Source organism: Kribbella hippodromi, assembly GCF_039531045.1.
Lineage (GTDB): Bacteria > Actinomycetota > Actinomycetes > Propionibacteriales > Kribbellaceae > Kribbella > Kribbella hippodromi.
In genome coordinates this window covers 40,365-54,584 of the sequence record NZ_BAAAPH010000002.1, presented here as the reverse complement: position 1 = coordinate 54,584, position 14,220 = coordinate 40,365, and the positions used below count along the sequence as shown (strand labels likewise).

The 14,220-nt window shown below is 68.0% G+C and carries 12 protein-coding genes; 7 read left to right on the top strand and 5 right to left on the bottom strand.

Features of this window, described 5'->3' with window-relative positions:
• Positions 1-220: 220 nt before the first annotated feature.
• Entirely contained in the window at positions 221-3,052 is a 2,832-nt protein-coding gene (locus ABD260_RS03020; RefSeq protein WP_344231746.1) for a glycoside hydrolase family 2 protein, read from the top strand.
• Between the two features lie 23 nt (positions 3,053-3,075).
• Here ABD260_RS03020 and ABD260_RS03015 read toward each other — a convergent pair whose 3' ends face one another.
• Complete coding sequence (locus ABD260_RS03015) at positions 3,076-3,444, bottom strand: DoxX family protein (protein WP_344231745.1); 369 nt, start codon at positions 3,442-3,444, stop codon at positions 3,076-3,078.
• A gap of 110 nt (positions 3,445-3,554) precedes the next feature.
• Here ABD260_RS03015 and sigJ point away from each other — a divergent pair, with 110 nt between their 5' ends.
• Positions 3,555-4,454: an RNA polymerase sigma factor SigJ gene (gene sigJ / locus ABD260_RS03010; protein ID WP_344231744.1), complete on the top strand. Its 900-nt coding sequence runs from the start codon at positions 3,555-3,557 to the stop codon at positions 4,452-4,454.
• On the opposite strand, the gene ABD260_RS03005 is transcribed toward sigJ, so the two are convergent.
• Positions 4,428-5,324: a diacylglycerol/lipid kinase family protein gene (locus tag ABD260_RS03005; RefSeq protein WP_344231743.1), complete on the bottom strand. Its 897-nt coding sequence runs from the start codon at positions 5,322-5,324 to the stop codon at positions 4,428-4,430. The genes sigJ and ABD260_RS03005 overlap by 27 nt on opposite strands.
• A gap of 35 nt (positions 5,325-5,359) precedes the next feature.
• Here ABD260_RS03005 and ABD260_RS03000 point away from each other — a divergent pair, with 35 nt between their 5' ends.
• The 4 genes from ABD260_RS03000 (at position 5,360) to ABD260_RS02985 (ending at position 10,263) form a co-directional block, all read left to right on the top strand.
• The gene (locus ABD260_RS03000) at positions 5,360-6,763 is read left to right on the top strand and encodes a serine hydrolase domain-containing protein (protein ID WP_344231742.1); all 1,404 of its coding nucleotides are present in this window, start codon (positions 5,360-5,362) and stop codon (positions 6,761-6,763) included.
• A 71-nt stretch (positions 6,764-6,834) separates the two neighbouring features.
• Complete coding sequence (locus tag ABD260_RS02995; RefSeq protein WP_344231741.1) at positions 6,835-7,773, top strand: NAD-dependent epimerase/dehydratase family protein; 939 nt, start codon at positions 6,835-6,837, stop codon at positions 7,771-7,773.
• Positions 7,774-7,791: 18 nt separating this feature from the next.
• A complete protein-coding gene (locus ABD260_RS02990; RefSeq protein WP_344231740.1) occupies positions 7,792-9,048 on the top strand; it encodes a M20 family metallopeptidase in 1,257 nt (418 codons plus the stop codon).
• 51 nt (positions 9,049-9,099) lie between these two features.
• The gene (locus ABD260_RS02985; RefSeq protein ID WP_344231739.1) at positions 9,100-10,263 is read left to right on the top strand and encodes an amidohydrolase family protein; all 1,164 of its coding nucleotides are present in this window, start codon (positions 9,100-9,102) and stop codon (positions 10,261-10,263) included.
• Positions 10,264-10,265: 2 nt separating this feature from the next.
• Here the strand turns inward: ABD260_RS02985 and ABD260_RS02980 are convergent, their stop codons facing one another.
• Genes ABD260_RS02980 through ABD260_RS02970 form a run of 3 tightly spaced genes read right to left on the bottom strand, consistent with a single transcriptional unit; the run spans position 10,266 to position 13,065 of the window.
• A complete protein-coding gene (locus ABD260_RS02980) occupies positions 10,266-10,763 on the bottom strand; it encodes a DUF3830 family protein (RefSeq protein ID WP_344231738.1) in 498 nt (165 codons plus the stop codon).
• On the bottom strand, positions 10,760-12,145 hold the full coding sequence (locus tag ABD260_RS02975; RefSeq protein WP_344231737.1) for an amidase: 1,386 nt from the start codon (positions 12,143-12,145) through the stop codon (positions 10,760-10,762). Before ABD260_RS02975 ends, ABD260_RS02980 begins: the two co-directional genes overlap by 4 nt.
• 11 nt (positions 12,146-12,156) lie before the next feature.
• Complete coding sequence (locus tag ABD260_RS02970) at positions 12,157-13,065, bottom strand: D-2-hydroxyacid dehydrogenase (protein ID WP_344232089.1); 909 nt, start codon at positions 13,063-13,065, stop codon at positions 12,157-12,159.
• Between the two features lie 309 nt (positions 13,066-13,374).
• Here ABD260_RS02970 and ABD260_RS02965 point away from each other — a divergent pair, with 309 nt between their 5' ends.
• On the top strand, positions 13,375-14,124 hold the full coding sequence (locus ABD260_RS02965) for a maleate cis-trans isomerase family protein (protein WP_344231736.1): 750 nt from the start codon (positions 13,375-13,377) through the stop codon (positions 14,122-14,124).
• Positions 14,125-14,220 lie beyond the last annotated feature (96 nt).

Genomic DNA, 14,220 nt, shown 5'->3' with positions numbered 1-14,220 from the left:
TTCCAACCAACCCTAGGCCCCACCTACCTGCTAGGCCCCTCCCACCAGCTAGGCCCCACCCAACCAGCCCCAGCCCACACCCGAGACAACCCGCACCCGAGCAAGCCGCGCTCGAGGAACCCACACCCGAGCAACCCCGCACCCGATCAGCCCAGACCCGATCAGATCCGGCTTGTCCAGCCCAGGCCGGATCAGCCCAGCCTCCAGGAGGCCGCCCCCGATGAGCGCCCGCATCGCCCGATGGTTGACCGTGGCCGCCCTCGCCACCGCACTCTGCGGCGCGACCGCCACCGCCCGAACCACCACCCCACCCGCCGCCGCAGCAGAATCCCCGACCTCCCCCGCCGGTTCTTCCTCTGCCGCAGGTCCTTCATCCGCAGCAGACCCGGCCGCCAGTACGGTCACCACACCCAGCGCGGTAGCGGCGCGTGCCGCCGTGCGCAGCGTGCACGCGCAGACCAGCCTCCTCGCGAACGGCCCAGCGACCCCGATCCCCGGCTTCCTGATCCAGTCGTCCAAACAGGTCCCCGACGACGCCGCGGTCACCAAACCCGGCTTCCCCACCAACGGCTGGCTTCCAGTCGCCGCCCGGACAACAGTGCTCGCCGGCCTCCTCGCCCACGGGAAGTACCCCGACCCGTACTTCTCCACGAACATGAAGAGCATCGACAAAGAGCAGTTCACCGTCCCGTGGTGGTACCGCTCGAACCTCGACCTAACCGACACCTCGAAGCGCACCTACCTCGACTTCAGCGGCATCCTCTCCCGCGCCGACGTCTGGGTGAACGGCAACCTGGTCGCCGACAAGAACCAGATCGCCGGCACGTACACCCACCACGACCTCGACATCACCGACCTCGTACACAAAGGCAGCAACGCGATCGCCTTCAAGATCTACCCGAACAACCCGAACCGCGACCTGACCATCGGCTGGCTCGACTGGGTACAAACTCCACCGGACCGGAACATGGGCATGGTCCGCGACATCCTCGTACGCCGCAGCGGCCCGGTCGCCCTGCGCGGCGCGCACGTGGTCACGAAGCTGACCGTACCGTCCCTCGACCGCGCCGCCCTCACCGCCAAAGTCGACGTACGCAACGACTCCGCCGCCCCGGTGCGCACCACAGTGCACGGCCAAGTGGCCGGCGTGCCGATCAGCAAAACGGTCGACCTGGCGGCCAAGGAGAAGAAGACGGTCACCTTCGACACCGTCGAACTCCGGCGCCCGAAGGTCTGGTGGCCGGCGCAACTGGGCAAGCAGCCGATGTACTCGCTCACCCTGACCGCCTCCGTTACCGGCCAATCATCCGTCGCCGCTCGATCATCCGACGTCGCGCAATCGAGCTTCGGCGTACGGGAGGTGACGTCCACGCTGACCAGCGCCGGCGGCCGTCTCTACAGCATCAACGGGAAACCGCTGCTGATCCGCGGCGCGGGGTACAACGCGGAGATCTTCCTGCGCTGGGATCAGCAGTACGTGCAGGACAAGCTCAACTATGTAAAGGATCTCGGCCTGAACGCGATCCGGCTCGAGGGCCATCTGGAGCCCGACGAGTTCTTCGAGATGACCGACCGGATGGGCCTGCTGGTGATGCCCGGCTGGGAATGCTGCGACAAGTGGGAAGGGCAGGTCCACAGCGGCGGCGAGAGCGGCGAACGCTGGGTCGAAGCCGACTACCCGATCGCCAAGGCGTCGATGACCGGTGAGGCCGAGCGACTGCGCGACCACCCGAGCGTGTTCACCTTCCTGATCGGCAGCGACTGGGCACCGAACGAGCGGATCGAGAAGAACTACCTGGACGCGCTCGCCGCAGCCGACTGGCAGACACCGGTGATCGCATCCGCGTCCGGACGCAAGTCACCGCAGCTCGGCTCCGGTGGGATGAAGATGAACGGTCCGTACGACTGGATTCCGCCGAACTACTGGTACGACAAGGCGCACTCCGACAGCGGCGGCGCGTGGGGGTTCAACTCCGAGACCAGCGGCGGGCCGGGCATCCCGACGATGGACACGCTGAACCGGTTCCTCACACCGGCCGAGTTGGAGATCCTCTGGAAGGACCCGACGGCCGCGCAGTACCACCGCTCGTCGTCGAGCACCTTCAACAACTTCAAGCTCTTCGGCAACGCGCTGGCCGGCCGGTACGGTGCGCCGAAGAACCTGGATGACTACGTCCGCAAGTCGCATCTGGCGCAGTACGAGAACGTGCGGGCCGAGTTCGAGTCGCATGCCCGGAACTTCACGGACGCGACGAATCCGTCCACCGGGCTGATCTACTGGCAACTCAACAGCGGCTGGACGTCCTTGAACTGGCAGCTCTTCGACGTCTACCTGGATCAGAACGGCGCGTACTACGGCGCGAAGAAGGCGAACGAGCCACTGCACATCCAGTACTCGTACGACGACCAATCCGTTGCCGTGATCAACCAAACCCCGAAGGCCGCGAACGGGCTGAAGGCAACGGTCAAGGTCTACAACCTCGATGGGACCGAGAAGTTCAGCCAGACCACGAAGGTTTCGGTACCGGGTGGTGGCGGCAAGGCGACCGCGCTGACGATCCCGGCGATCGAAGGATTGTCGACAACCTACTTGGCCAAGCTGGTACTCACCGACCCGGCCGGCCGGGAGCTCAGCCGCAACGTGTACTGGTTGTCGACAAAACCCGACACCCTCGACTGGTCGAAGACCGACTGGTGGTACACCCCGACCACCAGCTACGCCGACCTCTCCGGCCTGTCCGACCTGGCGCCGGCCACCGTCCGTGCCGACAATCTACAAACCGTCCGCACCGGCTACTCGGTGACGACCACGGTCACCCTCAAGAACACCTCCACCGGAAAGACGCCCGCGTTCTTTGTAGACACCGACATTGTTGACAATGCCGGCAAGCCGGTCCTGCCCGTCCGGTGGACCGACAACGCCGCCACCCTCTGGCCCGGCGAATCCATCACCCTCAAAGCAACCTACCGAGCCTCCGACCTGGGAACCTCCACCCCCTCCATCCGTATCACCGCCTGGAACACCCCCACCCAAACAATCCCCGCCAATTAGTACGGTCCCAGCAGATAGAGCTGTCAGAGGGCGGCGAAGCGGGCCGCGGCGACGAAGGCAGCCAACGCGAGCAGCACAGCGTTGGCTGCCACCGGCCGCGGCTCGCGGAGCGACGCATGCGAGGTCGCCGCGCCGACCATCACCACCGAAAGACCAACCGCCGCCAGCGGAGTCAGCACCCGCGCCGTCCCGCTCAGCCAGGGCGCAAACAACCCAGCCACCGCCAACAACTCACACCCGGCAACAAACCGAACCAACGGCATCGGGAACGGCGCGATCCCCGTCTGCCCACTGGCCAGCAACCGCGGCCGCGACATCACCGCCTTCGCCACCCCGGAAACCGTGAAAACAACCGCCAACACCCCACTGAAGACCCAACTGATCACGTTCATACCAATTGCAGACGATCAACAATCCCACCCCGTGACACCTCATCCGTTGACCCCCGTGGTGCAGTGGTTCCTGTCACAGGTGGAAAGGTTGGATCGTCTGTGAGGGAGTGATGGAGGAACTCAGGCCGCTGTTGCTGTCGATCGCGTACCGGATGCTGGGCACTTTCGGTGACGCGGAGGACGTCGTGCAGGAGGCGTACCTGCGGCTGCACCGCGAGCCCGACGTGACCTCCCCGAAAGCGTTCCTGACGACCGTGACGACGCGGTTGGCGATCGACCAGTTGCGGTCGGCGCGGCGGCAGCGCGAGCAGTACTTCGGGCCGTGGCTCCCGGAGCCGGCGGTCGACGAGTACGTCGACCTGGCCGACCGCGCCGCACTCTCGGACTCGTTGTCCACCGCCTTCCTCGTGGTGCTGGAACGCCTCACGCCGGACCAGCGCGCCGTCTTCCTGCTCGGTGACGTCTTCGGCTACACGTACGACGAGCTGGCCGGCTTCCTCGGCAAGTCGCCGGCCAACTGCCGCCAGCTCGCGGTCCGGGCTCGTCGTAGGATTGCCGACAATCGACCACGCTACGATCCATCGCCGCAAGAACGCGACGAACTCGTCCGCCGGTTCGTCGCCGCCGCCGAGGACGGCGAACTCGCCGCACTGGTCGCACTGCTGACCCCCGACGTCACCTTCACCGGCGATGGCGGCGGCAAGGGCGGTTTCCCCCGTCCCGTACACGGCGCGGACAACGTCGCCCGCCTGATCATCGGCGCCTTCGGCAAGTTCCACGACCTCACCACCGAGCCCGTCCACGTCGGCGGCCAGCCCGCCTTACGCGTCCACACTCAGGACGGCCGCACGGTGGCAATCTGGTCCTTCACCATCGCCGACGCTCAGATCACCGCCATCCACGGCGTGGTGAATCCAAGCAAACTGACCCACCTGCAATCCCGATCCACCCAGCCAACCTCCCCTGACACACCACCACCGCGGTCAGGGCGCGCGGACGATCAGGGCTGACTCGTCTACCTCGGCCAGCAGCGTGGTGCCTTCAGGGATGGCGTCGCCGTCCAGCTGGCGGCGTACGGTCCGGTCCGCGCGTACCTGGATGCGCCGACCGGTGAAACGCTCGACGTGACGTTCGCGCCAGGATCTGATCACGAGTCCGAGCACGAGCCTCGGCCAGTGACTGATCCGCCGCGGCGCCAGGACGACCACGTCGATCGTGCCGTCGTCCGGTTCGGCGTCCGGGAGCAGCGGGATGTTCGCCTGCAACGTACCGACGTTGCCGATCACGACGGTCCGCGCGCGCCGCCGGACCGGCGGTCGATTGTCAACAATAATCTCCACCCGGATCGTCGGATGGTTGACATTCTTCAGTGTCGACACCACGTACGCCGCCCAGCCGACGCGCTTCTTCAACTCCTCCGGCGCGTCCTCGATGATCGCCGCGTCCAACCCGAGCCCGGCCATCACCACGAACCGATCGGCCGGCAACCCGTCGCCGTCGATCCGCACACTGTCGATCGCCCGCTCCGAAGCGTCGAGCAGTTCGGTCAGCGCGACCTCCAGCTCAAGCGAGATCCCGAGATTGCGCGCCAGCAAGTTGCCCGTACCACCAGGCAGCACGCCGACCGGAATCCCGGTTCCCGCCAGTTCCGCGCACACCACGCGCACGGTCCCGTCCCCACCCGCGACGAGTACCAGGTCGACCTTCGCGTCAATCGCGCGCCGGGCCATCGACACCCCGGCATCGGCGGCCGTCGTCTCCAGCCACAGCGGCTCATCGAATCCCCGCTCGGCCAGCGCGGTCTCGACGCTGCGGCGGAATGTGTCGCCCTCGACCTTCACCGGGTTGACGATCACGGCTGCTCGACTGGCAGGACTCACCTTATTTTGTCCGTTCGGGGAGATAGCGTGCTGGGATGAGCAGACTTCCACGGAGTGCGCCAGATGCCCAGGGTTTGTCCGTCGCGGCGCTCGACAGTTTTGTCGGGGCGCTCGATGCCGGAGCGCCCGAGATCCAGACCCTGATGCTGCTGCGCCACGGGCACGTCGTGCTGGAGGAGGCCTGGGCGCCGTACCGGCTGGAGGATCCGCACCTGCTGTTCTCGGTGTCGAAGAGCTTCACCTCTACCGCGATCGGGCTGGCGATCGACGCCGGGCTGCTCAAGCTGGACGACCCGGTGGTCTCGTTCTTCGACGCGGAAGTGCTGCCGGAGACGATCAGCCCCAACCTGGCCGCGATGCAGGTCCGGCACCTGCTGACGATGACGACCGGCCATTCGCAGGACACGGTCGAGGCGCTCAGCCGGGATCGCCGGATGGTGAAGGTCTTCCTCGGGCTCGAAGTGCAGCGTGAGCCGGGCACCGTGTTCGTCTACAACAGCGGCGCCACGTACATGCTGTCCGCGATCCTGCAGCGGCTGACCGGTGAGCGGCTGGTCGACTACCTCCGCCGGCGCTTGTTCGAGCCACTCGGCGCAACCGAGGCGAGCTGGCAGGCGTCGACGGAAGGCATCACCACCGGCGGGTGGGGGCTGAGCATCAACACCGAGTCGCTGGCCTGCTTCGGGCAACTGCTCCTGCAGAACGGTGAGTGGAACGGCACCCAGCTCGTGCCGGCCGAGTGGTACACGGCGGCCACCTCCAAGCAAGTGCCGAACGACAACCAGGAGAACCCCGACTGGAAGCAGGGGTACGGCTACCAGTTCTGGCGCGGGCGCCACAACACGTACCGCGGCGACGGCGCCTTCGGGCAGTACGTGCTGGTCTTCCCGGACTACGACGCCGCGTTGGTCGTCACAAGCGCAACCGGTGACATGCAGGCCATCCTCAACACGGTCTGGGAGTTCTTGCTCCCGGCCCTGGAGGGTAAAGAGGTACCGGCGGTCCCGCGCCCGGAGCACCTCCAACTGCCGGCGCCGGCCGGAGCGGCACCGACCGCTGGCGACGGCACGACGTACCGTTTCGCCGACAACCTGGCCGGTCTGACCGCGGTCCGACTGGACTCCGACGGTTCCGGAACGTTCACCTTTGCCGGGCTGGAGCCGGGTGCGACCAGCCCAGTCGACATCGTCGTCCGCCCAGGCGATTGGGCCGAGCTCAACTCGGTCGGGGTGCTCAAGGAGGCCGATCCGCAGAGCACGCAGCGGGTCGTTTCCAGTGCATCGGCCGACGGTACGGCGTTCGTGGCGACGATCCGGTTCGTCGAGACGCCGTTCGTGCTCACCCTGACCTGCCGTACCGAGGACGGCGTGATGACAGTCGACGCGGAGCAGAACGTGTCGTTCGGGCCGACGCACCTCACGATCATCTCCGAGGTGTGACCTACCTCATGTCACACGAGAGCGGGTGGTGCGTGTCCTCCGAGTCGTAATCGCAGACGACGGAGGACGAGATGAAGGTCTTGGTGGCAGGTGCGACCGGCGGTGTCGGACGGTCGCTGGTACCGCAACTGGTGGCGGCCGGGCATGAGGTGACCGGGATGATCCGGTCCGAGTCGAGCGCGGCCGGCGTCCGCGCGTTCGGTGCGGAGGTCGTACTCGCGGACGGTCTCGACGCGGCCTCCGTACGTGCCGCGGTGGAGTCCGTACGCCCAGAGGTCGTCGTGCATCAGATGACGGCGCTGAAGAGCGGGATCGACTTCAAGCACTTCGACGAGAGCTTCGCGATGACCAACCGGTTGCGGACCGAGGGCACCGACAACCTGCTCGCCGCATCCCGCGCTGCCGGCGTACGACGGTTCGTCGTCCAGTCGTACGCCGGCTGGAATCTGCAGCACGGTGGATCGGCCACCAAGACCGAGGCGGACCCGTTCGAAGCGCAGCCCGCGCCGTCGCAGCGCGAGACGATGGCCGGGCTCAAGCACTTGGAGTCGGTGGTCGCGGACGCCGAGGGCATCGAGGGCGTCGTGCTCCGGTACGCGAGCTTCTACGGCCCGACCGGCGACATCGGCAAGGGCGGTTCGATGGTCGAGCTCGTACGCAAGCGGCGGCTGCCCATCATCGGCGACGGCACTGGTGTCTGGTCGTTCATCCACTACGACGACGCGGCCGCGGTGACGGTGAAGGCGATCGAGAGCTCCGCGACCGGTGTGTACCAGGTCGCGGACGACGACCCGGCGCAGGTCGCGGTCTGGCTGCCCGAGCTGGCGCGCATCCTCGGCGCGAAACCGCCGCGGCGCGTCCCCACCTGGATCGGGCGCCTCGCCGCCGGGGACGCCGGGGTCGCGGCGTTCACCGAGATCCGCGGCGCCGACAACACGCTGGCGAAAACCACGTTCGACTGGCAGCCCGGGTACGCGTCCTGGCGCGAGGGGTTCCGGAACGGGCTGTGACACCTAAGGTTGGTGGGCATGAGCCTGACGCCCGCCGAACAGAAAGTACTGGACCGGATCGACCCGGATCTGCTGGTCCGGATTACCCAGGACCTGGTCCGCGCCCCCGGCCAGAACCCACCCGGCGAGGAGGCCGCGACGGTCACCGCGCTGACCGCCGCGGCGCGCGACCTCGGCCTGGAGGTTCGTACGTCGCCGGTCGAGCCTGGTCGCGACAACGTCTCGATCACCCTTGCCGGCGGCAACAATCCCGGCCTGTTGCTGCTCGGGCACACTGACGTCGTACCGGTCGGCGACGGCTGGACAGTCGACCCGTACGGCGGTCTGCTCCGCGATGGGCGCGTGTACGGCCGCGGCGCGACCGATATGAAGGGCGGTCTGGCGGCTGCGCTGGTCGCGATGGCCGCGCTCCGCGAAACCACGCTGACCGGGCCTGTCGAGCTGGCCGCCGTCGTCGACGAGGAGGAGACGGGCAAGGGCATCCGCGCGTACATCGAGGAGCATCGCTCCGCTGCCGGCCAGTTCTCCGACAAAGGGCATGGTCACGGTGCGGGGCATGGTCTGGGTACGCGGCCTGGTGCCGCGCGGCAGTACCTCGGCTGTATCACCGCCGAACCGACCGACCTGCAAACCATCGTCGCGGCCCGCGGCGACTCGTACCTCCAGGTCTCCGTCCACGGCCGCGCATCCCACGCCGGCAACCCGGACGGCGGCGCGAACGCCATCTACGGCGCCGCCGCAATCGTCTCCGAAATCGAGAAGCTACACGCCGAACTGGCCGCGGCGCCGCACGAACTCCTCGGCCCAGCCACCTGGAGCGTCGGCCAAATCAACGGCGGCACCGGCGGCTCCATCGTCCCCGCCGACTGCGTACTGGTCGCCGACCGCCGCCTCCTCCCCGGCGAGATCCCCGCCGAGGTACTGGCCGACCTGACCCGCCGCGTCGAGGCCCTCCACTTGGAAGACCGAGGCCTGACCGTAGACCTCGCCATGCCAATGGAAATGCCCGCCTTCGAAACCCCCGAAGACACCCCCTTGGTCCGCATCACCGAAACCGCCCGCACCGACGCCGGCGGCGAACCCCTCCCCCTAGCCGGCTGGACCGCCGCCTGCGACGGCGGCTACATAGCCCGCGACCTAGGCATCCCCGTCCTGGTCCTGGGCCCCGGCTCCGTAACCACCCAAGCCCACCGAGCCGACGAGTCAGTCCCCCTAACCGACCTCCTAACCGCAGCCCGCACCTACACCCTCACCGCCCTCCGCCTCCTCAGCTGAATGCTCTTCGGACCGCGGGCGTGAGCGCTTGAGGCTTGCGAGAATGCGGGGATGAGCCCTCGCGTTCTGCTGCATTCCGGTTCCGTGCTTGATGTGGTGGCCGGTGAAGTGCGGCCGGCGGACGTTGTTCTGGAAGGCGATCGGATCGTCGACGTCGGGATCGGGCTGGACGGCGACGAGGCGATCGACTGCCAGAACAACCTGCTGGTGCCGGGATTCATCGACTGCCACACCCACGTGTGCCTGTCGCAGACCCGGCTCAGTCCGCTGGAGGTACCGCGCTCGGTCCGCCCGCTGTCGGCCGTACCAGTGCTGTGGACGCTGTTGCGGCTCGGCGTCACCACCGTGCGGGATGCGTGGGGCGCCGACGCCGGCGTACGGCTGGCGATCGCCAAGGGCTGGATCGACGGCCCGGACCTGCTCATCAGCCTTCGCCAGGTGGGTACGACGGGGGCGATCGGCGACAGCTGGTCGCCACGAACCGGATCGCTCGACTTCTTCGACGACCCCGCGCTGCCCGATCCGATCTTCGACGGGTCCGACGCGGCGCGGGCAGTGGTGCGGCGGATGGTCCGGGCCGGCGCGGACTGGATCAAGGTCACGGCGACCGGATCGATGGCGCTCGGCACCGGCGTACACGATGTGCAGCTAACGCTCGACGAGTTGACCGCGGTAGTGGACGAGGCACGTCGTCGTGGCGGCCGGGGTGTGATGGTGCACGCACATGGGGCTCGCGCGGCGGAGCTGGCAGCGCGCGCCGGTGCCGCGAGCATCGAGCACGGGACGTACCTCGACGAGGCCGCCATCAGTGCAATGGCCGACGCCGGTACTTGGTACGTGCCGACCTTGTCGGTCACCCAGACCGATCCGGAGCACGCCCCCGAAGGAGCCGCCGAAGCGCATCGGGAGTCGATGCGGTTGGCGATCGACGCGGGCGTACGGATCGCGATGGGGTCCGACAACCCGGTCCGGCCGCACACGGAAGTGCTGTGGGAGCTCCGGCACCTCGCGGCGACCGGCCTGGGCGACGCCGGTGCTCTGCGCGCCGCGACCATCGACGCCGCCCGGCTGCTCGGTCTCGCGGACGACCGGGGTGAGCTCGTGGCCGGCAAACGCGCTGACCTGGTGCTGCTGGCCGGTACCGACCTGGATTGCACGGCGTTGGAACAGCGCATCCAGCAGATTGTCCACAATGGGACAATCGTCGGCCGCTGACCTTACAGCCGGGTGAAGGTGAGGGTTTCGCCGCGGGCGCCGCCCATCCAGAGGTCTTGGCAGGCGGCGGCGAATTCTTCGAGGTTTTCGGTGACTGCGCCGAAGACGTTGCCTGGTACCCAGCCCTGGTCGCCGTTGATCAGGAGGTTGTTGCGGCCGTAGAACATCGCGAGGTCGACAATCGCACCAGTTGTGCCAGTGCCCGTTGTGTTCTCGTAGCCGTAGGCGGGGTTGCCCAGGTCGTCGGAGTCGAACGAGAACCAGCACAGGTCGCCGGGGATGGGCGTGATCGTGGTGTTCTCCTTGCCCGGATCGGCTGGCGCGAACGCCGGCAGCAGCGCATAGATCTCGTTGCGCGCGTACTTGCCGTGGAACACCGGCGCCGACAAGGGCAGCGCGTCCCAGACCGCCGTACACGTCCGAGGCGCCACGTCTTCGAGCAGCTTCGCCACGCAGCTCACGCCGCGCTTGTCCAGGCTGACGGTGATGTACTTGCTCACTGGGCCTCCAGGGTGGGGGTGCGGTGATGCCAGTCGGTTGCGGCCTGGTACGTGTGCCCGACGCGCAAGGTCAGCGCATCGGCGTGACGCGCCGCGACCACCTGCAAACCGGCGGGCAGTCCGGACTTCGTGAAGCCGCACGGCACGCTGAGCGCCGGCTGCTGCGTGAGGTTGAACGCATAGGTGTATGGCGTCCAGTCGGTCCAATCCGGTGACGCGGACCCGTCCGGTACGTCCTGGCCGACGGGGAATGCGGTGATCGGCAACGTCGGCGTGATGAGTACGTCGTACTGCTCGTGGAACTTCCCCATCAACGTGCCGAGTTCCATCCGGATGTTGGTGGCGTCGAGGAAGTCGGAGGCCGAGTACGCCGCGCCGAGTTCCGCGACCCGGCGCAGTCCTGGATCGACTCGATCGTCGACGTCGTACGCCGACAGCACCTTGGCGGCGCCCGACCACCACAGCACGTTGAACGCGTCGATCGGGTCGGTGAAGCCTGGGTCGACCTCGGTCACCACGGCGCCGGCGTCCGCGAGTACGCCGACCGCGGTCCGGACCAGCGCCTCGACCTCCGGATCATTGTTGACAAAACCGAGGTCGGCCGAGAACGCGATCCGCAGTCCGGCGACGCCGTCGTCGATCCCGTGCAGGAACGAGGTCGCCGGCGTCGGCATCGCGGACCAGTCCCGCGGGTCGAAGCCGCTGACCACGTCGAGCAGGGCGGCCGCGTCGCGTACGGTCCGGGTCATCGGTCCGGCGTGCGACAACGTACCGAACGCGCTGGGCGGGAAGAGCGGGATCAGCCCGTACGTCGGTTTCAGGGCGACCGTACCGGTGAACGCGGCCGGGATCCGGACCGATCCGCCGCCGTCGGTACCGAGCGACCACGCGCCCATGCCGAGGCCGACCGCAGTCGCCGAGCCGCCGCTCGAACCGCCGGATGTCTTGGTCGCATCCCACGGGTTGCCGGTCGCACCGTAGGTGTACGAGTCGGTGACGCCCTTCCAGGAGTACTCCGGGGTGGTCGTCTTACCGAGGATGACCGCGCCGGTCTCCCGCAGCCGTGCGACCGAGGGCGCGTCCTGGTCCCATGGCCCGGCCGGGTCGATCATCGTGCTGCCGCGCATTGTCGGCCATCCGATTGTCCACAATGCGTCCTTGATCGAGGTCGGCACGCCGTCCCCGGGGCCGAGCGGCGTACCCGCGCGCCAGCGGGCCTCCGACTCCTTGGCCGCGGCGAGTGCTCCTTCGGCATCCACCAGGACGAACGCGTTGACCTGTTCGTCGTACTTCTCGATCGCGTTCAGCGCATCCTGGGTCGCTTCGACCGGGGACAGCGCGCCGGTCCGGTAGCCCTCGACCAACTCGGTCGCCTGTGTCATCGATGTTTGTGTCATCGATCTCCCGTCGGGATGTAGCCCAGCTTTTTGTCAACAACATTCAGCAGCGGCTCGCCGGCCAGCCAGCGTTGTGCATTGTCTGCAAACTGGGCCGCGAGGGTGGCCCGCCAGCCGATCACGTCGCCGGACATATGCGCGGTGACTGTCACGTTCGGCGCGGTCCAGAGCGGGTGGTCGGGCGGCAGCGGTTCGCGATCGAAGACGTCGAGGGTGGCGGCGACGTGGCCGGTGCCGACGGCCGCGAGCAGTGCGGTTTCGTCGACAATCGGACCACGGGCGACATTGACCAGGTGGGTACCCGGCCGCATCGCGGTGAATACAGGATTGTCGACAAGGTTGCGGGTCGCATCGGTCAGCGGTGCGGCGAGAATGACGTGGTCGGCCCAGCCGATCTCGTCCCGCAGGTTGCTACTGGCAACGATCTCTCCGAAGTCCGGATCGTCCGAGCGTGCGGTCCGGCCGGCGCCGCGGACCTCCAAGCCGGCGGCGCGGAGCAGGCGAGCGACGGTCCGGCCGATCCCGCCGGTGCCGACGACGAGCGCCTTCGCGCCGAGGATGCTCTGGGTCTCGCGATGCTGCCACTGCCGCGCGCGCTGCAGGTCGAAGCTGCGCCTGCTGTCCTTGGCGTGCGCGATCACCGCGCCGAGCACGTACTCCGCGATCGGCCGGTCGAAGACGCCGCGCGCATTGGTCACCACGACGGCTGAATCGCGCAACTCGTCGAAGAGCAAGGTGTCGACGCCGGCCGCGGTGACGTGAATCCACTCGAGCGCGTCGGCGTCTGCCCAGACGTCCCGCACCGCGGTGGAGAAGAAGTCCCAGAGCAGCAGCGCCCGCGCCCCACGCACCGCATCCCGCAGCCCACCGGCGTCGCAATACCGAAAGTCGACCGGCAACCCCACCAGCCCCGGCGGCCGATCAATCGCCCGCTCACACAACACCGCCACAACAGGCCGCCCACCCCGCGCCGACGATTCAACTTCCCCGGCAATGACAGATGTGCCTGCCCCGGAGGAGGTCGCCGCTCCGGCGGCCTCAGGGGTGGCTGCTCCGGTGGCCGAGGGGGTGGCTGCTCCGGCGGCCGCGGGGGTGGCAGGCGGAGCTGATGGGGTGTCAGGCGGGCTGGTTGGCGGGGTGGCTGGCACCACTTGAGGCTAGGAACTCGCTGGTAGGATTGTCAACAATATCCTCGGGACCGCACACTGACTCGCATGAGCACGCGTCCTTCCACTCACCCGTTGCCGGCAGCGGTGCCGACACTGCTGCAGACGGGCATCGGCGTCGTCGCGCCGTACGACTTCGCGCTCGACCGCGAACTGTGGCGCTGGGTACCCGACGATGTCACCCTGCACCTGACCCGGATGCCGTACGCCCCGATGGCCGCGACCGTCGAAATGGCAGTACACATTTCGGACCCGGAACTCGTCGCGCGGACGACCTACAACGTGCTCCCGGTCGCCCCGCTGGCGGTCGCGTACGCGTGCACGTTCGGCAGCTTCGTCAGCGGGCTGACCGGTGAGGCCGCGCTCGTCGACGCGATGGTCGCGGCCGGCGCCCCGGCCGCGGTGACCACCAGCGGGGCGCTTCTGCTCGCGTTACACCGGCTCGGCATCAACCGGATCGCGACCGTCACGCCGTACACGAACGACCTGACCGCCGGGCTGAGCAGATTCCTCGGCGAGGCCGGGATCGAGGTGGTCGCGACCGCCGGGCTCGGGCTGATCGCGCAGATCTGGGCGGTCCCGTACGAGACGACCGTCGAGCTGGTCCGCGGCGTCGACAGTGATTCCGCGGAGGCGATCTTCATCAGCTGCACGAACCTGCCGACGTACGACGTGATCGCCGGTCTGGAAGCCACCCTCGGCAAGCCCGTACTGACCGCCAACCAGGTCACGATGTGGTCTGCGCTGGAACTCGCCGGCCACACCGCGATCGGACCGGGCCAGCGCCTGCTCGGCTGACCACCCACCACGGCAGCACCCATCACAACGACAGCACCATCCCAGCGACAGCACCATCCAACGACATCCCGCGCGAACCGGAAAGAGGTGACGAAG